17 protein-coding genes are annotated in these 23046 nt (G+C 45.1%); 3 read left to right on the top strand and 14 right to left on the bottom strand.

The window, feature by feature from the left end; translation table 11 throughout:
• Positions 1-2: 2 nt before the first annotated feature.
• The 13 genes from NSS67_RS13045 to leuC form a co-directional block, all read right to left on the bottom strand.
• Entirely contained in the window at positions 3-1655 is a 1653-nt protein-coding gene (locus NSS67_RS13045; RefSeq protein WP_339319923.1) for a response regulator, read from the bottom strand.
• 670 nt (positions 1656-2325) lie between these two features.
• Positions 2326-2790 carry a GNAT family N-acetyltransferase gene (locus tag NSS67_RS13040; RefSeq protein ID WP_339319922.1) on the bottom strand — a complete coding sequence of 155 codons (465 nt, stop codon included), beginning with the start codon at positions 2788-2790 and terminating at the stop codon, positions 2326-2328.
• Positions 2780-3970 carry a formate-dependent phosphoribosylglycinamide formyltransferase gene (gene purT / locus NSS67_RS13035; RefSeq protein WP_339320589.1) on the bottom strand — a complete coding sequence of 397 codons (1191 nt, stop codon included), beginning with the start codon at positions 3968-3970 and terminating at the stop codon, positions 2780-2782. Before purT ends, NSS67_RS13040 begins: the two co-directional genes overlap by 11 nt.
• 149 nt (positions 3971-4119) lie before the next feature.
• Positions 4120-6150, bottom strand: a complete 2031-nt coding sequence (locus tag NSS67_RS13030) for a dynamin family protein (RefSeq protein WP_339319921.1) — start codon at positions 6148-6150, stop codon at positions 4120-4122.
• Between the two features lie 2 nt (positions 6151-6152).
• Positions 6153-7805, bottom strand: a complete 1653-nt coding sequence (locus NSS67_RS13025) for a dynamin family protein (protein WP_339319920.1) — start codon at positions 7803-7805, stop codon at positions 6153-6155.
• 412 nt (positions 7806-8217) lie between these two features.
• Positions 8218-8484 carry a hypothetical protein gene (locus NSS67_RS13020; RefSeq protein ID WP_042129455.1) on the bottom strand — a complete coding sequence of 89 codons (267 nt, stop codon included), beginning with the start codon at positions 8482-8484 and terminating at the stop codon, positions 8218-8220.
• 25 nt (positions 8485-8509) lie between these two features.
• Entirely contained in the window at positions 8510-9190 is a 681-nt protein-coding gene (gene nth, locus NSS67_RS13015) for an endonuclease III (protein ID WP_283908250.1), read from the bottom strand.
• Positions 9191-9409: 219 nt separating this feature from the next.
• Positions 9410-12145, bottom strand: coding sequence for an S-layer homology domain-containing protein (locus NSS67_RS13010; protein WP_339319919.1), 2736 nt, complete (start codon positions 12143-12145; stop codon positions 9410-9412).
• An 81-nt stretch (positions 12146-12226) separates the two neighbouring features.
• Complete coding sequence (locus NSS67_RS13005; protein ID WP_339319918.1) at positions 12227-12892, bottom strand: GerMN domain-containing protein; 666 nt, start codon at positions 12890-12892, stop codon at positions 12227-12229.
• 114 nt (positions 12893-13006) lie between these two features.
• Complete coding sequence (locus NSS67_RS13000) at positions 13007-14449, bottom strand: N-acetylmuramoyl-L-alanine amidase (protein ID WP_339319917.1); 1443 nt, start codon at positions 14447-14449, stop codon at positions 13007-13009.
• Positions 14450-14596: 147 nt separating this feature from the next.
• The gene (locus NSS67_RS12995) at positions 14597-16177 is read right to left on the bottom strand and encodes an N-acetylmuramoyl-L-alanine amidase family protein (protein WP_339319916.1); all 1581 of its coding nucleotides are present in this window, start codon (positions 16175-16177) and stop codon (positions 14597-14599) included.
• Between the two features lie 186 nt (positions 16178-16363).
• A complete protein-coding gene (gene leuD, locus NSS67_RS12990) occupies positions 16364-16966 on the bottom strand; it encodes a 3-isopropylmalate dehydratase small subunit (protein ID WP_339319915.1) in 603 nt (200 codons plus the stop codon).
• 29 nt (positions 16967-16995) lie between these two features.
• Positions 16996-18420: a 3-isopropylmalate dehydratase large subunit gene (leuC, locus tag NSS67_RS12985; RefSeq protein WP_339319914.1), complete on the bottom strand. Its 1425-nt coding sequence runs from the start codon at positions 18418-18420 to the stop codon at positions 16996-16998.
• A gap of 316 nt (positions 18421-18736) precedes the next feature.
• Between leuC and NSS67_RS12980 the strand changes: the two genes are divergently transcribed.
• Both NSS67_RS12980 and NSS67_RS12975 read left to right on the top strand, forming a co-directional pair.
• The gene (locus NSS67_RS12980) at positions 18737-20086 is read left to right on the top strand and encodes an FAD-binding oxidoreductase (protein ID WP_339319913.1); all 1350 of its coding nucleotides are present in this window, start codon (positions 18737-18739) and stop codon (positions 20084-20086) included.
• Positions 20087-20277: 191 nt separating this feature from the next.
• Positions 20278-21189 (top strand): LysR family transcriptional regulator, encoded by a 912-nt coding sequence (locus tag NSS67_RS12975; RefSeq protein WP_339319912.1) that lies wholly within the window; start codon positions 20278-20280, stop codon positions 21187-21189.
• A gap of 106 nt (positions 21190-21295) precedes the next feature.
• Here the strand turns inward: NSS67_RS12975 and NSS67_RS12970 are convergent, their stop codons facing one another.
• The gene (locus NSS67_RS12970; RefSeq protein ID WP_339319911.1) at positions 21296-21493 is read right to left on the bottom strand and encodes a hypothetical protein; all 198 of its coding nucleotides are present in this window, start codon (positions 21491-21493) and stop codon (positions 21296-21298) included.
• 428 nt (positions 21494-21921) lie between these two features.
• On the opposite strand from NSS67_RS12970, the gene proB reads away from it, so the two are divergent.
• Entirely contained in the window at positions 21922-23025 is a 1104-nt protein-coding gene (proB, locus tag NSS67_RS12965) for a glutamate 5-kinase (RefSeq protein ID WP_339319910.1), read from the top strand.
• The last annotated feature ends 21 nt before the right edge of the window (positions 23026-23046 follow it).

Raw genomic sequence — 23046 nt, 5'->3', positions numbered from 1 at the left:
GGCTACCCTCCTCTGGAGCTGTTTTTATACTCTTTAGGAGACTGACCATATTTTTTGCGGAAGCAAAAGCTGAAATAGTTAGGATCAGCAAAGCCAATTTTCTCGGCGATCTCAAAAGCCTTCAGTTCTGTGGACCGCAAAAGCTCCTTAGCTGCCTCTAATCGAATTTGTAAGAGATAACTAACAAATGTCATCTTCATTTCCTTCTTAAAAATACTGCTAAAATACCCCGTACTTATATGTAAATGTTGACACACTTTTCCGATAGAAATATCCGATTCCTCATAGTGGCTGCGAATATATTCTTTGGCTTCATCAATGAGTAGTTTATAGCTGCATTGACGTTCTAAGGCAATGGAATCCATTAGTCGGCTGCAGATCGTAATAATCCATTGCTTGGCTTCGCTCATACTGTTGAATTTATTGATCTCAGTTAATGAGGAAATGCCAGACCCTATGAACTTGGCAGCATCACTCCCCGATTCTTTGGCTACACGCAGGATGGATGTAATAATCTCCAGCAAAAAAATCTGATAATCCTGAGTGGATACCTGCTCAGCATCCAATCCGCCAAATAACTCCTCAACGACCTCTTTTAGCTCCTGTACCGTTCCCATCTTAATCGTTCGAATTAAGGACTGCTGGGTCAGCTCATCATAGGCCAAGAGTGTATTAGAACGTGACTCCACATCCTCGATCCAAATGACTCGGTTATTGCCAAGAATGAGACGATAATCTAACGCTTGCATAGCATCTCCAAAGGAGTTAAATAGCATAGTAGGCGAGTGACATACCGTTCCAGAACCAGCGGTTACCGTTAGCTTCAGAAACCGCTGCACATTTTGGCGGATTTCTTCTAAAATCTCAAAGGTCTTCCCTGTTATTTCAACTTTTTCACCTGCATCACAAATGGAAAGCAGCACTACCTCATCACGATGGATAAATACCCTGCCAAAACCATGCTTAGTACATAATTCTTCAGCAATATTCAGCACAGCAAATAGCTGTAGATTTCTCTCTCCCGTATCTCGTAAAGAAATTTGCTTACCTGCGGAAATGCCAAACGTTTCCCGCTCTGGACGAATATAATCCACACTGATCACGGAGGCTTGGAACCATTTCCCATGTAGATCTATTCCGTACTCCGAGCTTTTCTCGTTTATTTCATTCATTCGTAATCTGCGTGAAACTAGTGAAGATAAAAATTGTTCACGCAGTACGGGCAGACTTTTTCGATAATGCTCGCTGAGCACAAAAACATTTTCTTTTTCTGCGATTTCAGCCTCTATGGTAGCTCTGACCTTAAGCAGAACATCAATCAATTCCTTCGAAGAGAACGGTTTCAAAATATACTCATCGATTTGCAGTTTAATCGCCTTCTGTGCATATTCAAATTCATCATATCCCGTCAAAATGATGATCTTGGTATTAGGATGCCGCTCGCGAATCCATTCAGCCAGCTGCAGCCCGTTCATAAAAGGCATTTGTATATCGGTCACAACCACATCCGGGAGCAAACGATCAATCGCATCCGCTGCCTCCCGTCCGTTCTCCGCCTGTTCTACAATTTCGAAGCCATAGTGCTCCCAATCAATCTGCCCGATAACCCCTTCTCTAACATCTTCTTCATCTTCAGCAAGAATTAACTTGTACATTTCTCATCCCTCTTTGGAAACGATTTATTTAACTGTCATAAAATTCATTCTATATGATTCAAACTATTCCATCTATGGTTAGTTATTTAAATCAATTCACTAAAAACTAAAAGAGTTAGTGTAAAACTACAAAGTGCGATTTTGAGGGATATGAAATACATGGAGGAATGAAATACATAGAGCAATGAAATACACAGAGTAATGAAATACATAGAGCAATGAAATACATAGAGAAATGAAATACATAGAGTAATGATGAAATACATTAAATTATAATTCGATGCCAGCTTTAGCTAGTGCCATGGATAAAATCAAACCGAGTTGTCTCATTGATGTGAATAACTGGCGAGTTACCTGATTGGATTGAGGTAGTAATGGGTAATGTCAGTTAAGTTTGAGTGTTAGAGGGATGGTGTAAATTAACTTCTCGCGCGATCGTACATAGAGAGTTTGGACTGCCAACTATTGATTATAGGGTTTTTGACCATAAAAGGCAGATTTATAAGGAGAGATTCCCTATAACATCAGCCTAATTTCTAACTATAGTCTGCCAAATCTAGCACATCACAAGGCGACATATTAAAAAACGATCCACTTCAAAGCATTATCCTGCAACAAAAAAAAACCATCCCGCCGTAGCTGGGATGGGGATGATCGGAACCTATAAGTATTATAGCAACGCTTTGTTAAAGCGATAGCCTGCTGTCTTTTCGAAACCCATATGACGATAAAAAGCATGTGCCGGCGCTCGCTCTACGCGGTTGCCACTTCTCAGGAAGAGCTGACAGCAACCTTGCTCACGCGCCCATTCTTCTGCTGCGGCCACAAGTCTTTTGCCGAGTCCGTTTCCTCTAAGTTCTTCTGATACGATAAGTGCAGTAATCTCTGTGATACAATCTGTCTGTTTGTAATACGAGATTACCTGTCTAAGACCGACCATTCCCACAACTTCATTGTTTAGTTCTGCAACAAGCGTGCATTGGAGATGATTGTTCTCCATGCTTTCGAGTCTCTCTTTCATCACGCTAAGCGTTGTTGGATAGCCGAATTCCCGCAGAAGCGCTGTTACTCTCTCCAGATCATTCAAGCCGCATTTGCGAATTTCCAGTACAGGTGCCAGTGTACTACTGTTCATCCTCATTTACCTCCACTTTTAGCATAGACGCTGCCTGCTTGGCTACCGTCCGCGCGATTTCCACATCTTCCGCTGCACTTAACGCTACTGCCATCCGCCGCCCAGGACGAACTTCCGGTTTACCAAACACCCGAACCTGAGTCCTAGGAAGCTCTAAAGCTTCACCAATTCCGGTCACAACAAAAGCTCGTCCTTCTCCTTCAGCCTTCAGCGTAGCTGAGGCACCTGGTGTCAGCAATTGTACTGACTGGACAGGAAAACCAAGAATGGCTCTGACATGTACTGCAAATTGAGATAAATCCTGCGTCGCCATTGTTACCATCCCCGTATCATGAGGTCTAGGTGACACTTCACTAAACAATACGCCTCGATCCGTCAAGAACAGCTCCACTCCAAAAATACCGAAACCTCCGAGCTGATCCGTTACTGCTTTAGCGATAGATTGCGCTTCCTCCAAAAGTTCCGGCTTCATAAAGTGTGGCTGCCATGATTCGACATAATCTCCATCCTTCTGAATATGCCCAATTGGAGGACAAAATATCGTGCCAGACACGGAACGCACCGTTAAGAGTGTAATCTCGCTCTCAAAGGTAACAAAGGCTTCCACGATAACACGAGTCCCTTTGGCTCTCGCTCCATCTAAAGCAGTGTTCCAGCAATCTTCCGCATCCTCCGGTCTTTTGCAAACACTCTGACCTTTGCCGGAAGAACTCATAATCGGCTTGATGACACAAGGAGTGCCAAGTTCCGCAACGGCTTGGCGCAGCTCTTCCAGACTATCTGCAAAACGATAATCCGCTGTTGGCAAACCAAGCTCTTCCGCAGCAAGTCGGCGAATGCCCTCTCTGTCCATGGTCAGACGGGCTGCCCGGGCAGTTGGAACAACGAAGAATCCCTCCTCCTCAAGCTCTTGAAGAGCGTGAGTGGCAATTGCCTCAATTTCTGGAACGATTACATCCGGTTTCTCTGAGCGAATAAGCGCTTTAAGCGCCTCTGCATCCAGCATATCAATAACATATGAACGATGAGCTACACCCATCGCCGGTGCATTGCTATAACGGTCTACAGCTACGGTCTCTACGCCAAGACGTTGAGCTTCGATTATGACTTCCTTACCCAGTTCCCCGCTGCCCAGCAGCAGCAGCTTGCGGCTTTGAGCTGAAAAAGGAGCTCCCCACATTGTCGATTTCAACCTCTTTCGGCAAATTGACTATCTCGTTTCCATAAATTTCTGAAAACGGAACAGTTTCATTGTATATTTTCAGGCTTCTTTATTTTCATCCATCATACGCCAGATTGCAAGTGTTCTTCGACAATTTCCTACAAATTTCAATTATCTTTGTCTAATATATCAACGAAAGAATGTTCCAAGAGGGATAATTGGTGGCCTAACTGACCCCAATGATCTGCGGATTCACCCCCTTTAAGGAGATCTAGCATCGCTTTCTCTTGCTCTGCTAACCCTTCCTGCAAACGCTCTGCAGCAGACTTTAGCTCACTGGCGACACATTCGACATAATGTGCAAGCAATTTTTTCTTCTGCGCTGCTGCCGCAGTATTAACAGCTTCTTTCACAAGAGGCTCCGCTGCACCTTTGACTTGTTCCCGGCCAGCGCCTTCAAAGAAATACCGAGGGGATTTGAAATGTCCCCATAAGGTGGACCATTCCACGGACTGAAGCTGGCACTCCAGCTCAGTAGGGGAAGGCCATGACGCTTCTTCATTCTCCATTAGATGGAGCTCCTGAGTAGAGAAGAGTAGCTCAGTAGCAGCAGCTTCAGCCGCTTCATGAACAAGTCTGCGCCCAGTACTCTCCAGTCGCAGCGTTGTCGCCCACAGCTCTTGCTCCAATTCACGCTGGGTGGTACGCATCAGCTCTGCACCACACGCAGCAAATATAGCCTTTAAATTCCCTGCGTCCTCACGCAATAATGAGGGGTGGAAGGATTCCTGAAAATTTCTGGTGAAAGAGAAGCTAATTCGCTGACAGACATGATAGATCAGCTCTTCGCCTTCATGAACAAGATCTCTGCTAGGGCGATCCTCCATCTCCAAAAGGGATAGCCGTTTCATAGCTAACTGTCGACGTTCTTGCATTTCTTTTAAGCCAGCTTCACGCTCGTTTGCCGCCCTGGAAGCGAGATTTTGCCACTCTTCCGCCCTGCGGCGAACTGATGCGATACTTTCTGCAGCTGCGTTAAGTGAAAGCTGAGGAAGTTCATCTCCCGCAAAGCTGGATAAAGCTTGCTCAAAATGATGGAACCGGGAAGCCTCATAGCGTTCGTAATTATGCTGAGTTTTACCTTCCAGAGCAAGCAAGCTGGAGAGCGCATAAATTCTCGGCGAGCGTAAGCCACCGGCACGTAAATTTTGAGCGACATGCTCTCGTACCTCTTCCAATTCATCTTCTCCTGAAGCAAGATCGGAAGCATTGATAATAAAAAACATTTTATCAAGTGCAAAGCTATCTTTAATTCGGCCCAGCTGAGCAAGCAGACCTCGATCTGCTTTTGAAAAAGCGTGGTTGTAATAGGTAACAAAACATATGGCATCTGCGTTTTTCATGTAATTAAAGGTTACGCCGGTATGACGAGCGTGTAGCGAATCGGCTCCTGGTGTATCCACGAGTACTATCCCACTTTCGGTCAAGGGACAGGCATAATACAAATCAATTCCCTGCACAAAGCAGGCCCGGGTCTCCTCTGCTACAAGGCCTCGGTATTGTTCTAAATCAACGGTTCGCACCGTTCCTAGCAAGGGCTCGGCTTCAGCCCAGCCAGCCGCTGCTGCCCTTAGAAATCCAGCATGCGGCAGCGCAGAGGGATGAATTCCCCTTGCAGGCAAGCTTGCAAGTACTGAAGTCCATGTGTTCTGCTGTGGCTCGCCAAGCTGCAGCACACTGAAGGAATGGCAGATGTCATCCCAGAAATCTGCCATGGTCTTCATCGTTACAACCGCGCTGGCATGGCGGAAGTCTCCTTCCGGCGCCAATATGCGGTTGACCGCAGCCGTGGCGGGATGTGGAGACACGGGCAGCACTTCTTCGCCGAGCAACGCATTGGCGAAGGAGGACTTACCCGCGCTGAACGCACCGAACAGCGCAAGGGTAAAACGGCCGCCGGCGAGATCCTCCGCACGTAGCGCCAGATTCCGCGCCGCCGATGCCATCGCTGGCTCGCGGCGCAGCAGCTCTGCCGCAGCCGCCAGCGCGTCCGCGGCTGCGGATAGCCGGCGGCGTCCGCCCGCCGGCGAAGCCGTGCCCGCCGCCCAGCTTGCGGCGGCGGCACTTCCAGCCGCGGCGCTTTGCGGCGGCTGGGCCTCCCGCGTTGCGGCGCTCTGCGCAGCCGCACGCGGGGTCACCCTCACCTCCGGCAGGATGCCGGGGGTGAGGGCCGGCGCGGCGGCAGCAGCGCCGCGAGCTCGTGCGCGCGGGCGTCTGCCGCGCGGTCCAGGGCGGCTAGCGCGGCTACGGCGCGCGCCTGCCGTGCAAGGGCCTGCTCACGGCGCTGGAGCTCCGCGCGCCGCTCATCAATAAGCGATGGCAGCTTCGCTAGCAGCTCATCGCCAACCAACAACGCCGCACGGCGGAACTGGCTCTTAATATCAGCCGCAAGGGTGCGGCAGAAATTGAGCAGCGCCTCGCCACTAGAGCCCATTCCCGGCTTAACTGCAGCCGCCAGCCACTCCTGGCTCACCGCCGGGAAGCCTTGCTTCAGAGTCGTCTCCGCCTCCTCTTCCCACAGCCCGAGATTCTCCGCCCAATCACGTACCAGCTGAATCAAATACCATTCCAGCTGGGCGGAAACCTCTCGGGCCAACAGTCCTTGCCAGACTGCCAATCGTTTACTTTGTTCCTTCTCCCGCCGCGCAGCCGTAGAGAAAAACCCTAGCTTAAATGTAGGGCTGACGCTCTCCATATAGCTTCCCGAAGCCTCTCTTACATCCGCAGGCATTAGATTAGCATTGTTAAGTAAGGTGTCGAGGCCATTTCGCAAGCTCGCTCGTGACAGCTGAGGCAGATCCTCAAGTCGTGCCTGCTCTTCCTCAAGTGATCTCAGTTCATTCGTCACAGTCTCTGCATTTGATCCTTCCAGCTCTTCAAGGAGAGCTTCTCGTTCCTCCTGCTGGTCTTCACGGAATGCAGTTAAAGAAGAATCTGCTGTATGATGGATGGAACGAGATAGGCTATATTGAAGTAGTTGCTCTCTTTGCTCCAACAAATCGGTTATAAGGCTAAGTAGATTATCCCAATGATTAAGTGGGTGTTCTTTCTTTTTGAGAGAAGTGAACAGAATTCCCGCACAATGAATCCCCCACTGTTCAAAAGCATGTTCTAGTTGACGTTTATATTCCTCAATAGAAATTTCTTGTTCCCTGTGCTTGTCGATCTGATTAACGATCAGATACAACGGTTTACCCCAGTCACTAAGATTTTTGGCAAAAGCCAAATTATTCTCTGACTGTACATGGTTATAGTCCATTACATAGAATACGACATCAGCCAAATGCAGCGCGGAGCGAGTTGCCGCCTGATGGCCATCATCTGTCGAATCTACCCCAGGCGTATCCAATAGTACGCCATGCTTGCTTAGCAGTGGGATCTCATTCCATACTTCAATCGCGGAATAATCTCCACCATTTCGACAGTATTCCTGTAATCTTTCTGGTGTTGTCTCTATAGGAGCAAGTTCATTTTTACTTCCCTCAACCCTAGGATAGATAAGCACTCTTGGAACCCCGCTGCGAATAGAAACAATATTGGCACTAGTCGGCACTGGTCCAGAAGGTAGTACTGAACTGCCGCATAGAAGATTGATCATACTGGATTTCCCCGCCGAAAAATGTCCACAAAAAGCAAGGGTCAGTTCATTCCCACCCTCTTTGTTTTGTAAATCTTCATATATGCGTTCAGATCCCTCATCACCCCAGCGGTGCATTAATGCTCGCAGCTGGAAAAGCAGCGACGCTGTTTCATTTAATGTCTCTTTCTGGATTCTAACCTGTTCCGCTCTCACTGACTCTCCACCTCCATTGTTACCATCTAATCATGCTCTGAACATAACCCATTCATGAATACTAATTCAGACTCTTTTTTAAAATATAAGAAAGTATACGTTTCACAATATACTTTATCCTTATATTTCTCGCTTAAACGCTTACCGTCCTTATAAGGACGCCGAATGCGCTTATGCTTATGCAATGTTTATTAAGATGCAATTTCTGAGATGTAGTGCGAAACTCTTTTTATAAATAATAATTACAGTTTATCACCAGTTTGACACAATTTAAATACACACTACTTACAAAATAACCTATCATCTCCTACGAAATGAGGTTAACCAAACATCTTTCTGCTATTCTCGCTAAAGAAAGTAAGAACAAAAAAAGGAGCCAGCCCCTAGGGCCGACTCCTTTTATCACTCTAATTTATGCAGTTTCCGAAACAGGCAACAGAATTTCGAATACTTTTCCGTGCTGCAGAATAGTCAAACCACGAGATTTATCTCTCATTACGACAACCTCTGGTTTCACGGACATACGCTCAAAATAATGTTCTGGTACGTCACCGGAATGACTGATTGTGATTCCCTCTACTTCTTGCTCTTCGTTCTCTTCGAGTGGGCTTTCCACTACGCGGTCAAAAATATCCGAGAACACTTCAAAATTATCTGTGTATACAGAAATGCATTTCATCTCTATCCCATCCTCTTCTTCAACTCTAACTTTTTGACGTATGATCTTTAGCTTTCCTGACAACAGCTGTTTTCATACGCTTTTTGCCCTCTCGACATACATCAAGGAGCGGACAAACTTGACATTTTGGGTTCTGTGCCTTGCAGTGATAGCGTCCGAAAAAGATAAGCCGGTGATGAGTGATCGTCCATTCGTCACGTGGCACAGCCTTCATCAGCTTCTTTTCCACTTCCAGCACAGAATCTTTCCAGCCTGCTAATGCAAGTCGTTTGGCAACCCTCTCCACATGCGTGTCCACTGCAATGGCAGGAACTCCAAAAGCGTTGGATACTACTACGTTTGCGGTTTTACGACCTACACCGGGCAACGTTACAAGCAAGTCATGAGCCTCAGGGACCTCGCCACCATACTGTTCTATGAGTATAGAGCACAGACTTTGGATATGCTTGGCTTTGTTACGATATAAGCCAATGCGCCGGATATCCCCCTCCAATTCCTCCAACGGTACAGAAATATAATCGATGGGGGCTTTGTACTTTTGGAACAGGTCCTCGGTCACTTTGTTCACCGTTGCATCCGTACATTGGGCTGACAATAGCACCGCTATCGTTAATTCAAAAGCGTTACTGTGATTGAGCTCGCAATGTGCATCAGGGAACAAGTCTCCAATGGTATCCAAAATGTGGCGGACTTCTGCAACTTTCATAGTGTCCCCTCCACGGAGCAATTACGCTCAGCAAAATCTACATGAGCGTGTTCTCTCTAATGTAAAGAAATATAAGCAAAGTCTGTATTATAACGTATGGTTTCATACATTTCAAGAAAATACAATACTAATGTGCTCTTATATTTCAAAAAAAACGTCTTGACGCAGGCAAAGCCCCTGTGTCAAGACGGTGATTCACTCGGAAATCCACCATTGCTACTATTGTTTCACAATTTCAACCACAATATCATTATTGAAATACATTATAATATTATCATTTTCTTTCAGAGATTGCACGGATAATGTCGTATCTCCTTGATGAATATATACATTTGAAGCAAGAGTGAACTGGTATTTATCGTTCAAATTAGCTCTTTTAGTTACCAAGGAATTCGTCGTACTCTCATAGCGAGAGAATGACCGAGTTAATTGAGGTAACACACGAATGACTGTAGCTCCATCCGTATCTTTACGAATCTCCACTCTATCCGCCGTTGTTAAGTTACTAAGAGCAGTTGTTGTCGAGCCATCACGAATAATTCTGACTCCACCGCTTACAGCGAAGTTTTGTGCAGCACCAGCGTACTCTTTCACAACTAGGTTATTCGCTGCAGCATCTACTGAACTAATCTGACCAGTAGTAAGCTTTACTGTCTGAATAGCGAGCGGTGAACTACCATCAAAGGTTACATTGAGAAAATCTCCCGATTTCAAAGCGGTTATCTTAATGCTCTCACCAGCTTCATTTGTTATTGGGAGCGCCGCAGTATTGATCTCACTAGTTCCACCATTCCATTTAACGCTCAAACGGTTGGTTCCGGAATTAACAGTTGCCGCTTCAACTTGTAAAACTGCCTTCACTTTCAATACTGCAATTAGATCCTGGCCAGTTGTCAGTGAGGCTGTCACATTACTGCCAACAGGAATATCGCTTAACGTTGGATTGGTCTTTCCAAAGAGATCAATAAGTTGCGGGTAAGGCATCGTTAAAGTTTGTCCATCATTAAGTTTCAATACAATAGTTTTCGAAGAAGAATTAACCGCAGTCAAGGTTCCTTCGTACTTTGTGACAATTTCCAAAGACAAAGCCCTCTGTCCTATTGCTTTTACATTTACTTTACGGTTCTCAATAAGTTTCGTACCCATATTAGTTAAGTTAGGAAGTGCACCTTCAATCAACAGCTTTGTTTTTTCATCCAACTGAACGACATGGGCCTTTTTATCAGTATCCATAACGGTCAACAGATGAGTTTTAGTATTATAATCAATAACCGTCGCTCCACTATACTGCTCAATTTGACGGCTTAACACTTCAATTTTTGTGACTTGATCACTGCTGTTCAGCGTAAGCTGAATCTTGTCTCCGCCGACTGCATCCGCTATAAGATCATCAGCCACAGCGCTGTTCACGTTTGGAATAACAATCGCTGGCTTAGTACCTAACAGCTTAACTTCACGAGTTCCGTCCGCTTTTTTATAAACTACTGTTGAGCTTGTCAGTTCGTTAAGAACGCCCTGAACGGTCCGTTCAATACCCTCTGTTACTTCTACTGAACGAATCACATTTTCTTTAACCGTATATTTAACAGCAGAACCTATCTTCAACTCTGCAGGCTGCAACACGGATGCTTGGTAAGTAAATAAGGAAGTTCCATCCTCCCATTTAAAGGTTTCCACCGTACCGGCAGCATTTTTAAAGGTAATGCTTTTGCCAGTAAGATCTACACTTTGAATGGTTCCTGTTGTAGTTTTGTTAACAACCCCTGAAGTCACTTGAACCTTAACCACTTTATGTGATCCACTATACGTCTCGCGCTGCAACGTAACTACACTGTCTGCTACCAGAGAAGCAGGTTCAATTGGAGTCCCATTCGCATCTACAAAGGTTGTTGTTTCATCATAGTAATATTCAGTGAACCCAGTAGCTGATTTCAGCCATAGCTTATTACCTGGAGCTACCATTGCAAAGTTTCCGGATAGGCTCTCAATTTGTTGAGTAGGATCCAGCACTTCAACATAGGCTGCATTATCTGCTGCCCCAATAACGGTAACCTTCGTGAAAGGCTGTACATCACTTAAATTAATTCTGCTTTCAGAAGTGTTAGTATAATAAGCGGTGTTAGCACCTAAATTATATGTAGTAGACTTTCCGTTATTAAACACGGTCAGTTTCCCATCTTTCAATTGACTAATTGTTCCTGTGTAAGTGTTATCATATTCAATCGTATTATGGGCTTCCGCCCGACTGAAAAAGGTAGCCAATTGAGCACGGGTCACAGCCCCTTGTGGATCAAAGCGATTACCATCAACACCGTTGGCTAATTTTAGATCAACAGCAACGTTGATGTACCCTCTCTTGTTTGCAGACACTTTAGCATCATCTGCAAAGCCTGTCGGCTCACTAGCTGCAACGGCTGCATCTGCACTTTTGCCTAGTGCACGAATTAACAGTTCAGCAATCCATTCGCGGGATGCTTTACGTTCCCCCCAAGATGTCTTCAGATTATCAGGAGACATTTCCGTAGTTTTATCCAAAAGACCTTGTTGAAACGCTAGAACAACATAATCCTTGTAATAATTTGAAACCTTAAAATCAGTAGGCAAAGCTACAGCAGAAGAATTATCTACTTTATCCTGTAGCTTCATAAACCGTAACGCCATAAGCACAGCTTCCTGTTGTGTTACAGAATCTCCCGGACGGAACAAACCATTATTTCCTACCACAATACCTTGTGATGCTAGTTTATAAATATGCTTTTCAGCCCAAAAGCCTGTCTTCACATCGCTAAAAATCCCTACAGCTTGTGTAGTGGTAGATGTTGCTGCTGCCGGAGCAGCTGTATCTGCAAATACTGCGCTTGCGCCTCCAAAAACCATGACTCCAGCCATAACAGCCGATACTGCCTTAGTAGAATAAGCCTTCAATGGACGTTTTGACCTTTTTTGCGCGGACAATAGATTATTCCCCTCTCTATGACTCAAATAAATAGTATAATTTAAAATTCGTCAGTTAGATCCCTTATTCCTTTGTTGTAATTACATTTGGCTATTATCTCGAGTTATAGGATGCATTAGATCCACATGCCCCATCAAACTTTCAACCTTTTCACCATCTACCAAAACTTCGATACTCTTCACTTCATCAAATTGAAAATAGGTTTTTGCAAGAGAAGTAATCGCTAAGGACTCCCCCCCAGCGCCAAGCTGTGCTTCTTCTGGTTTATGAATATCCATCACGATTTGACCATCTACAAACTTTAACGATTTCAGTTCAATCTTATCCCATAACGGTACAAGCTCAGTCTTCTCGTTACTTTGCAATGTTTTGAACGTCTCTGTATATTTCTCCACATCGTTCGAGAAGCTGATATTAGTCTTAGCAGGAACCAAATCCATAACTTGTGAATTCGTATAATAAGCCTCTATACTTTGACTCTGTTTTTGCTTCTCCTCTGCTACTGGCTTCGCAGTTGCCTGAGTTTCTGTTTTGTTATTATCTACTGCCGGTTGAGGCGTACTAGCCACTTCGTTTCCTGGATCATCGGTTGGAGCCTGTGTACTTTCCCCCGCACCACTTGCAACATTCGAAGTATCTTGCTCCACTCCATTTGCAGGAGCCGCAGTAGGCTTATCTCCACAGCCAGCAATCACTAGCAGAAGCAGTGTGGCAATCCCAATCGTACTCCATTTATGTTTCATCATTAATCAACGCCTCCTATAGATGAATACGGGCAGACAGGTACCGCAAAACCACTTCTTGCCTTTTTAAATAAAAGCAGAAAGCTGACTTTGCGGCGCTCGTCTGCCACTGGTCTGTTATTTTATACCCAAATATTCCTTAATTCCACTCACTATTGAAGCAGCAACTTTATTTTGTGATGCTTCCGAAAAGAGCAGTGCCTCATCTTTCTTGCTGCTAAGGTATCCCACCTCAAGTAATACAGCAGGCATTTTCGTTTCGCGGATAACATGGAAATTCCCGTATCGTACCCCACGATCACTAAGTCCTGTAGCTTGAACAAGATACTTATGCATCACCTTCGCAAGAGACTTACTAGCCTCCCGTTGATAATACGTTTCTGTTCCACTAGCTGATGAGGATGCTGAGCTATTGGCGTGCACTGATATGAATATATCTGCTTTTAAATTATTAGCCATTGCCGCTCTTTCCTTGAGCTCCAAGAAAGTATCATTACTACGTGTTAATACGACGTCGATATTATTTTCTTTTTTCAGCAATTCAGCTGTCTTAAGTACGATGGCCAAATTAAAATTCTTCTCGTATTTACCTGTGACACCCACTGCTCCAGAATCTTTAGCTCCATGCCCTGCATCTAATACTACAAGCTTTCTGCCGTTATTTCCTGGTTGTGTTGCAGTATCATCCGTACTTTCCGCATTTAGATCGATTACAACTAGCTTAGATTCGTCTCCTGTTACGCTAACGTTATAATTCTTCGCATGGTTCAAATCGATTACAAAACGTACTGTATAAGGGTTTGTGCTATAAAGGGAGTATCGTACTCCTGATACATCTGGATAATCTTTCACTTCCAGGCTACCGTTAAGGTCAGGATCAAGGATTTGTCCTGTGCCAAACAGGTCTGAGAAGGTGGCATTCGGTAAATCAACCACTAACCGATCCGGCCCAGTCATCGCCGTCACTTTTGGATCTGAATTACCATCCATGGCGATGATCAAACGATTTTCACTGAAGCTCACACCATTTACCATCGTTAAATTCTTAGAAGGATCTACCGGCGGGACCACAACTTCTGATCCACCATTTCCAGAATCTCCATCGGAACTACCGTTATCATCTGAGATTCCTGGGGTAATAAGATAAACAATCTTCTTCGCATTATCCCACGATACAGTTAGACCAAACTGTTCACTTATGAACCGAATCGGTACAAGTGTCGTATTACTCCGAAGAATTGGGGCCGTGGTAAGCGATACTGTCTTGTCATCAACTGAGGCTGTCTTTTGATTTACAATCAGTTTGATGACCTTTCCTTGCTGTTCAATCGTTACCGTCTTGCTCTTCTGATCCCAGCCCACGCTATATCCAAGGCTTTCGGAGATCAATCTTAACGGTACCATGATCGTGTCATTCACATTCTCAACCGGGACACTTTGCCCTGCGGTCAGCTCTTTACCGTCCAGATAAATCTTGCTATTCCCGGCAGCAGCATGTCCGTTCTCAGGAAAAACCAATACAAAGAGTAACAAAAACAACATCAAACTGAATTTCTTCATTCTTCACCTCTAAATCTAGTATTCGCCTGTGAATGGCGATCGTGATGGCCTGTCTACGGGAAAGTCAGACCTCTATTAGACGCTAATAATCTATAAAGGTTGCGAATATATTCCATAAAAAATGAGAAATCTCACCAACATCATGCATTAAAGTCCTAGGTATTCCTTAATACCAGCTACAATTTCCCTCGCTAATTGGTCTTGAAGCAGCTCACTATACATTGCTGATTCATTCCCTGTGTTTGTAAGATATCCTGCTTCTAGAAGTACTGCCGGCATACTGGTTTCTCGTGTAACATGCAGACTTTTCGCTCTTACTCCGTTGTCCTTGAACCCAGTACCTGCTACCAGATGTTTGTGCATAATCTGAGCAAATGGCAGACTCTCACTCCGCGAATAGTAGGTTTCACTGCCATTTATTTTCTCTCTATTCGGATAACCCAGCTCCAGCGAATTCCCATGCACTGAAATAAATAGATTAGCCTTTGCCGCTTCTGCGATTTTCACTCGATCTTGAAGGCCAAGTGTAATATCTTCAGTTCTAGTAAACACGACATCAACCAAATCTTCCTGCATTAGGAGTGTTTGTACTTTACGGATAACAGCTAGATTGAAGTCTTTTTCCAGCTTGCCCGTGAGGCTGACTGCCCCAGACTGTGTCCCTCCATGACCTGCGTCGAGAGCCACAATTGGCTTCCCAGTCATTCCGTTACCACCTGTGGTATTCCCTTCACTACTTGTAACGTTCAAATCAAGTGTCACCAGTCCAGTGCTTTCATCAATAATTAGTTGATAGGGTTGACTTCCGAGCGTTTGAATCACGATCCTAACCGTGGAAGGGCTTACACTGAACAATGCATAGCGAATCTCAGAAACTAGTGGGTAACCTGAAACATCCAGCTTCCCTTGCGGACTTCCATTTGCGGTAATACTCGGTAGGCCTCCAACGAAATTAGGAGCAAACGCCGCGCCAGGAAAATCCATAACGATTCGATCTGGATTGCTCATTTTTGTGATGCTTGGTTTAGTACCCCCAGAAACAGCGACGATTAATCGATTCTCAGTGAAGGCTACCCCGTTTACTAAAGGTCCTGCTGCATTCACACCTGTGCTTCCCGGTACTGTGGATGTTTGTGGTGTAGGTGTTGGACTAGGTGAAGGTATAATACTTCCAGCGGTTGTGCCGTTATCGATTCCTGGTGTAGTAATCTGAGATGGAGAAGGAGTATTGGTTGCAGTTGGGCCTGTAACAGTTCCCCCAGGTGTAGCCACCGAAGCTTGTCCACCCGTCAAATAGACTGTTTTATCACTGTTATCCCAGCCAACCTTCAGACCGAACTGTTCACTTACGAAACGAATTGGAACGAGAACTGTACCACCACTTTGCTTAGGTGCTGCGTTTAAATCAAACGTTACCCCATCAGCATCAGCTGTTTTCCGTCCTACAGCCAGCTCAATGCTTTTACCATCTTGGTGAACAGTTACTTTGCGGGCCTGCTGCTCCCATAACACCTCAAACCCGAGATTCTCCACTACCACTCTGACAGGTATCATAACGCTACCATTGACATTCTCAAGTTTAATTCCTTTCGGTAAAGCAAGCTCTTGATTGTCCATAATGATTCTGCCTGAGCTACTACCAGCTGCGGCAGCTTCATGTCCAGTAAATGATAGTAATAATAATGGCAGCAACAATAGCAGCAACGTACGATACCCAACTCTTCTCATTTTCCCGCTCCTTCTGCAAGTAATAGATCTAGATAAGTAGTTAGACGACAGAAAACACCAAATGTTTCCTTTATCACCAATGAATATTTCGATTATAGCAAAAAAACTTCTATTTCCGACACCCGGAAATAGAAGTTTTGCGTAATTTTTGTAAAGGTTAAGAATGAAACCAGTAATATCCTATTATTAAGAGAATAACTTGGCCGCATGACGCTCTTCATAAGCAGCAATTTCATCTGCGTGCTGAAGGGTCAACCCGATATCATCCAAACCTTGCAGCAAGAACTGACGGCGGTGCTCATCCAAATCAAAGTTGATACTCAATCCAAATTCATCATGAAGTGTATTGCTCTCAAGATCCACTGTCAGCTGGTAGCCTTCATGCTTAGCTGTCCGATTAAACAGCTCATCAACTTGCTCTTCCGAAAGCTTAATCGGCAGAATGCCATTCTTAAAGCAGTTGTTGTAGAAGATATCTGCATAAGAAGGTGCAATGACAACTCTGAACCCATAATCCATAATCGCCCAAGGTGCATGTTCCCGTGAGGAACCACAGCCAAAGTTAGCACGCGAGATCAAGACAGAAGCACCTTTATAGCGTGGTTTATTCATTTCAAAAGCAGCGTTATCGTTACCAGCTTCATCAAAACGCCATTCGAAGAACAAAAATTGTCCAAATCCCGTCCGTTCAATCCGTTTCAAGAACTGCTTTGGGATAATCGCATCCGTATCTACATTCACCCGATCTACTGGTGCAACAATTCCTGTTAATTTTTTAAAAGCATCCATAGTTTTATCCTCCCGTGTTCTCTCTAGTTCTATGAGCTGACGGCTTCCGTCTTATAGTTCCAATCACGTACATCAGTGAAACGACCTTTTATTGCAGCTGCAGCAGCCATAGCTGGGGATACCAGATGCGTGCGTCCACCGCGTCCTTGACGTCCTTCAAAGTTACGGTTCGAGGTAGATGCGCAGCGCTGCCCAGGTTGCAGTACATCAGGGTTCATCGCAAGGCACATGCTGCATCCCGCTTCGCGCCATTCAAAGCCCGCATCCGTAAAGACTTTATCAAGCCCTTCCTTCTCAGCCTGCATTTTAACACGACCAGAACCTGGTACAACAATTGCTGTAACCTTATCAGATACCTTATGACCTTTTGCAACCACGGCTGCGGCTCTCAAATCTTCGATCCGTCCGTTCGTACAAGAACCGATAAATACATAGTCAATCGGAATTTCAGAAATTGGCGTACCCGGAGTCAAATCCATATATTCAAGTGCTTTTTCAGCAGCTTTACGTTCATTTTCTGTGGTGAAATCAGCCGGATTCGGTACACTTGAGTTGATGTCCGTTCCCATACCCGGGCTAGTTCCCCAGGTTACTTGAGGAATCAAAGACTCCACATCGAAATCAACAACCGTATCGTACTGAGCTCCCTCGTCGCTTACAAGCCCCTTCCATGTTTCAACAGCAGCGTCATAAGCTTCGCCTTGCGGCACATACTGACGTCCACGCAGATAGTCAAATGTAGTTTCATCTGGAGCGATCAAGCCGGCTCTTGCTCCACCTTCGATCGACATGTTGCAGACTGTCATACGTTCTTCCATCGACAGCTCACGAATAGCCTCGCCTGTATACTCAATAACATAACCTGTTGCAAAATCAGTTCCGTATTTAGCAATAACACCTAGAATCATATCTTTTGCTGTTACACCAGGGTTGCGTTTACCCGTAAAGCGAACTTCCATAGTCTTAGCTTTCGATTGTTGCAAACATTGGGTAGCCATTACATGTTCAACTTCGCTAGTTCCGATACCAAAGGCCAGCGCACCGAAAGCTCCATGTGTGGAGGTGTGGCTGTCACCACAAACAATAGTTTTGCCCGGGTGAGTCAAGCCGATTTCAGGACCCATTACGTGTACAACGCCTTGATCAATATCATTCAAGTCGAACAATCTCACACCAAAATCAGCACAGTTCTTAGAAAGCGTATCAATTTGTTGCTTAGAAATTGGATCCTTAATGTTAAAACGATCCTTGGTAGGCACGTTGTGGTCCATCGTAGCGAACGTTAGTTCAGGACGGCGAACCTTACGGTTACTGAGGCGAAGTCCTTCGAAAGCTTGTGGGGAAGTTACTTCATGAACCAAATGCAGATCGATATAAATAATGCTAGGCTTACCTTCCTCTTGATGAATAACATGATTATCCCAAATTTTCTCAAACATTGTCTTGTTGCTCATAATTTCACCTCATTAATAGAATCGTTCATTGGAAGAGAGCGTGGAGTCTCTCTTGAATGATCTAAATATAACATCACCTTCTTTATAATTCCAAGATATGATATCTATAAAAGTGATAGGTTTAAACTATAAGATAGATTAGGGGAGTTTTGCTACTCGTTTGTTTATATGGATCCTCTTTATTGTTCATAAAGGCGTATTATCATTCTATCCCACCATTGACCTCTGGAAAGTTTCACTCCGCGTCAGCCCATTCCATAGACCAATGCCCTTCATACTATATTACGTGCTAGTAGCTCAGAAGGAGTTGGAACAAGTGAAGTCAGGAACGAGACTTACCGGGCGAATTATTTTCAAAGGTGATCAAGGGTATGACGCGGCACGAAAAAATTGGGATCCGCATACCGACAAATTCCCGAAAGTGTTTGTCTTCGCACAAAAAACACAAGATGTTGCGAACGCCATAAAATGGGCTAATGAGAATAAAATCCCCATCCGAGCAAGAAGCGGTAGACATTCTCTGGAGGTTAATCTTTCACAGATCACCGGAGGAATTGTCATCGATGTAAGTGAAATGAAGAAAATCAAACTAAATAAAAAATCAGGAACTGTTGTTGTGGGTACTGGAAATACAGTGGGGAGAATTGCACACACGCTTGCTGGGCAAGGATATATGGCTCCCTTTGGTGATAGCCCTACGGTTGGAATCGGAGGCATCACCCTAGGCGGGGGAATCGGGCCGCTCCAACGAACCGTGGGCCTTGTTAGTGATAATCTTATCGAACTCGAAATGGTTGATGCCAAAGGGAGAATTATTCGTGCCAATAAGAATAGTAACGCTGATCTCCTCTGGGCTTCCCGCGGAGGTGGCGGGGGTAATTTCGGAGTTTACACCAGTTACAAATTCAAAGTACGTCCTGCTCCAGCTTCGGCTACCGTATTTCGCATCACCTGGCCCTGGGATCAGTTCGAGAAGGTATTCAAAGCTTGGCAGTTATGGGCTCCTTCCGTTAATACCAAACTGGGCAGTGAATTATCCATTGGTCCGAAAAAAGGTGGTAATGTCACTATGTTGGGGCTCTTCCTCGGATCAAAAGCAGAGGCTAGCCGCCTCTTAAAGCCAGTTACGAGCATTGGAACGCCTACGAATCAAATCATCCGCTCTTTGCCCTATACAAAAGTAGTGAGTTTTATGTTAGCTCCCGATCCAGTGCTAACTCAAAGAGTCAGCAACCAGTTCTCCAGCGGTTTCGTAAGAAAACCCTTCCCGGACAAGGCAATTAAGTCCATGCGTGAATTCTTAGAGAAAGTGGAGGGAGAGTTCGCAGGTTTCTTTTTCCTCAACTGGGGTGGAGCTGTAAGCCGTAAGTCACTTAAATCTACAGCCTTCTACTGGCGTAAAGCGAAATTCTATGTAGAGTGGAATAGCTCATGGATCAAGAAATCGGACGCTGCTAGAAATATATTCGTAGTACGAAATACACGTCGAAAGCTGCAACCTTTTATCGTGGGGAGCTACATCAACGTCCCAGACCAAGGAATTAAAAATTCCGGACCGGTATATTATGGAGCGAACTATCCTAGATTACGGAGAGTCAAAGCTAAATATGACCCGGGAAATATATTCAACAACCCTCAAAGCATCTCTCCGGCCCGCAAAGTGTAATAAAATCCCAATGCTCCCGCTGATTGGCAGCATTGGGATCAGGAGCAATTCAATTATTGGGCTGAATTCGCCAGGAATTCGTTTATCTATCGCTGAACCTCTGTGAGTATGAGTTCACATAAGCACCTATACAACACTTCGTATTTATAGGTTATACTTATAAGTAAATCAATTTACCAAGGAGCTCATACATGGAACTGAGACAACTGCAATATGTGCTGCAAATCGCAGCCGAAAAAAACTTCTCTCGTGCAGCGGACAAGCTGCACATTGCCCAGCCATCACTCAGTCAGCAGCTTTCCAAACTGGAAAAAGAGCTCGGCGTACTGCTGTTTCATCGTAATACCAGCTCCGTTGAACTGACCTATGCCGGTTCGAAATTCGTGGAGCAAGCCCAAAACATTATTGATGGTGTAGAACTGCTGCGACAAGAAATGTCTGATATTTCTGAACTGCGTACCGGGCGTGTTGTCGTTGGCAGTATGCCCATTACAGGTGCACATTTACTACCGCATGTGCTTCCGGTTTTTAAACAGAATTATCCTGAAGTAGAAATCACACTACTGGAAGACTCCTCTATGAATCTAGAGAAGCTCACTGCGAGTGGTCAGACCGATCTAAGCCTGCTCTCATTACCGCTCGAAATTCCGGCTCTAGCTTACGAAGAGCTTGGTGAGGAAAGGATTGATCTAGCAGTCCCACCCGAACATCCACTCGCTAAACGAAGCTTAGATGGAACAAGAACTTCTCTGGAAGAGCTGAAGAACGAGCCCTTTATCGTACTTAAGGAAGGTCAAGGTTTCCGTAAAATGACTGTAGAGCTGTGCCGGAAAGCCGGATTTGAGCCACGAATCGTCTTTGAGAGTAATAACATGGAGACGGTACAGTCTCTAGTTGCTACTGGTATGGGAGTCACTCTTGTACCTCATTTTATTGCTCGTGCACCGCGGAGTGAATTCGTTCCAGTTTACTTACCGCTCGCTGATCCTGCACCTAGCCGTACGCTAGTCGTGGCTTATCGACGTGGACGTTATTTATCCAAGGCCGCAAAGGCATTTGTAGAAACATTTAAATCAACAGTATCTGAATTAACCGAAGAGTAGACGCTTAGGTTCTCCTAATCTTATCTACAGCAATATTAAGTGCCCCAGTAACCATCTTCATGGTAGTGGGGCACTTTTTGCAAGTTTTTCTTTTAAAATCCCGAGTTTATTTACGCATATTCCGCTGTGTAATCAGGCGGTTCTGATCATCCGACACCCGAGCTGTACTTTCATTAACCGAACCATTATCGTTAGGTGTCCCAGTGTGATTTTCCACAAACTCACGAGTGACATTATTCTGCAGCTCTGTCAATTCACTCTGATCTTGATTCTGTTCCTGCTTGGCATTGTTGTCTCTAGTCAATTTAATCCACCTCCTGTAACAGATTATAAGTACTTTACCCTTTCGCTTAGAGGTTAAACATAATATTTAAAGCTCTCTGATACGAGAAATATCCTTCGTTTTTCCTTTGCAATGCGACGATCTCCATGGTATTCTATTGAAAATAAGTGAAACGTGCAGACGGGACCAGTAAGAATGAGTCTAACCGCGCCTAGAGAGTAAATTCCGACAGGCTGAAAGAATTTACCGCGGTTTTCGTTCCGAATCCTACCCCCGAGCGGCCTGTGCTAAACAGGACGGATCCTCCCGTTACGAGAATGAAGTCGGATGATCCCTCATCAATGAAGGTGGTACCGCGGAAGTTTACAAGCTTTCGTCCTTTGCTAAGTCTAAGGATGGGGGCTTTTTGTCGTTTTCAGGATCTATTAATTAAGAGGAAGTGAACAGAAATGACGACACGAATCGTAGTCAAAATAGGTAGCAGCTCGCTGACTGGAACTGAGGGCGGATTAAATCACGAAGCAGTCTCCTTCTTTGCTTCAGAGATTGCCGAATTAAAGAAAAACGGCTGCGAGGTGTTATTGGTAACCTCCGGTGCTGTAGCCGCAGGCTTTCGCAGTATCGGTTATCCTACACGGCCAAAACTTCTACACGAGAAGCAGGCCGCAGCAGCCGTAGGTCAAGTACTGCTCATGCAGGCATATCAAGAAGCCTTTGCCAAGCTTGGAATTACAACTGCCCAAATATTATTAACCCGTACCGATTTCTGCAGTCGAAAAGCAATGAATAATGCGATGATGACCGTAGAGGAGTTGTTACGGCAAGGGGCGGTGCCAGTATTTAACGAGAATGACACAGTGTCTGTGGATGAGCTTAAATTTGGTGATAACGATACTCTGTCAGCACTAGTCGCTAACCTATTGAAAGCCTCTAGACTACTGGTCTTAACCGACATGGATGGCTTATACAGTGGAGACCCTCGGAAGCATCCAGATGCTGTACGCTATCAGTTCGTTGATGATATTACACCGGAGATTTATGCTATTGCCGGCGGAGCTGGCTCTAGTGTAGGAACGGGGGGTATGCGCTCAAAAATTGATGCTGCCAAGATCGCTACACGAGGCGGTGTGCCTGTCTTTGTTGGTAGAGCTACCGAACCAGGTGATTTACAACTCGCAGCCGCGGGGACTGGTAGAGGCACCTATTTTGCAACCAAGCTATCGTCTCTCCCCGTCAAAAAGCAATGGCTAGGCTTTATGTCCACCCCACTCGGCTCGTTATACGTGGATGAGGGGGCCGTAGAAGCTCTACTCCATGGCGGTCACAGTCTGCTACCTGTCGGCGTCAAACAGATAGAAGGCAACTTTCACGCAGGTGATGTTGTAGAGGTCCTTGGACCTGATTCCAAGCTGCTGGGACGCGGGATTGTGAATTATGATGACTCGCAGCTACGCAGTATTCAAGGTTTACCAAGTCGTGAGATTGTACCAAAGCTGGGAGAAGTGCACCGGCTAGAGGTCATACACCGTGACGAATGGATTACACTGAGGTAAAAGATCTTTTCCATACAAAAA

The sequence above is a fragment of the Paenibacillus sp. FSL R10-2734 genome (genome assembly GCF_037963865.1).
Taxonomy (GTDB): domain Bacteria; phylum Bacillota; class Bacilli; order Paenibacillales; family Paenibacillaceae; genus Paenibacillus_AQ.
This window is presented reverse-complemented; position numbering and strand designations above follow the sequence as displayed.

Coding starts and splice junctions, on each gene's coding strand:
- NSS67_RS13045 (WP_339319923.1), bottom strand. CDS start 1,655: ATGTACAAGTTAATTCTTGCTGAAGATGAAGAAGATGTTAGAGAAGGG.
- NSS67_RS13040 (WP_339319922.1), bottom strand. CDS start 2,790: ATGAACAGTAGTACACTGGCACCTGTACTGGAAATTCGCAAATGCGGC.
- purT (WP_339320589.1), bottom strand. CDS start 3,970: ATGTGGGGAGCTCCTTTTTCAGCTCAAAGCCGCAAGCTGCTGCTGCTG.
- NSS67_RS13020 (WP_042129455.1), bottom strand. CDS start 8,484: ATGAAATGCATTTCTGTATACACAGATAATTTTGAAGTGTTCTCGGAT.
- nth (WP_283908250.1), bottom strand. CDS start 9,190: ATGAAAGTTGCAGAAGTCCGCCACATTTTGGATACCATTGGAGACTTG.
- NSS67_RS13005 (WP_339319918.1), bottom strand. CDS start 12,892: ATGATGAAACATAAATGGAGTACGATTGGGATTGCCACACTGCTTCTG.
- NSS67_RS13000 (WP_339319917.1), bottom strand. CDS start 14,449: ATGAAGAAATTCAGTTTGATGTTGTTTTTGTTACTCTTTGTATTGGTT.
- NSS67_RS12995 (WP_339319916.1), bottom strand. CDS start 16,177: ATGAGAAGAGTTGGGTATCGTACGTTGCTGCTATTGTTGCTGCCATTA.
- leuD (WP_339319915.1), bottom strand. CDS start 16,966: ATGGATGCTTTTAAAAAATTAACAGGAATTGTTGCACCAGTAGATCGG.
- leuC (WP_339319914.1), bottom strand. CDS start 18,420: ATGAGCAACAAGACAATGTTTGAGAAAATTTGGGATAATCATGTTATT.
- NSS67_RS12975 (WP_339319912.1), top strand. CDS start 20,278: ATGGAACTGAGACAACTGCAATATGTGCTGCAAATCGCAGCCGAAAAA.
- proB (WP_339319910.1), top strand. CDS start 21,922: ATGACGACACGAATCGTAGTCAAAATAGGTAGCAGCTCGCTGACTGGA.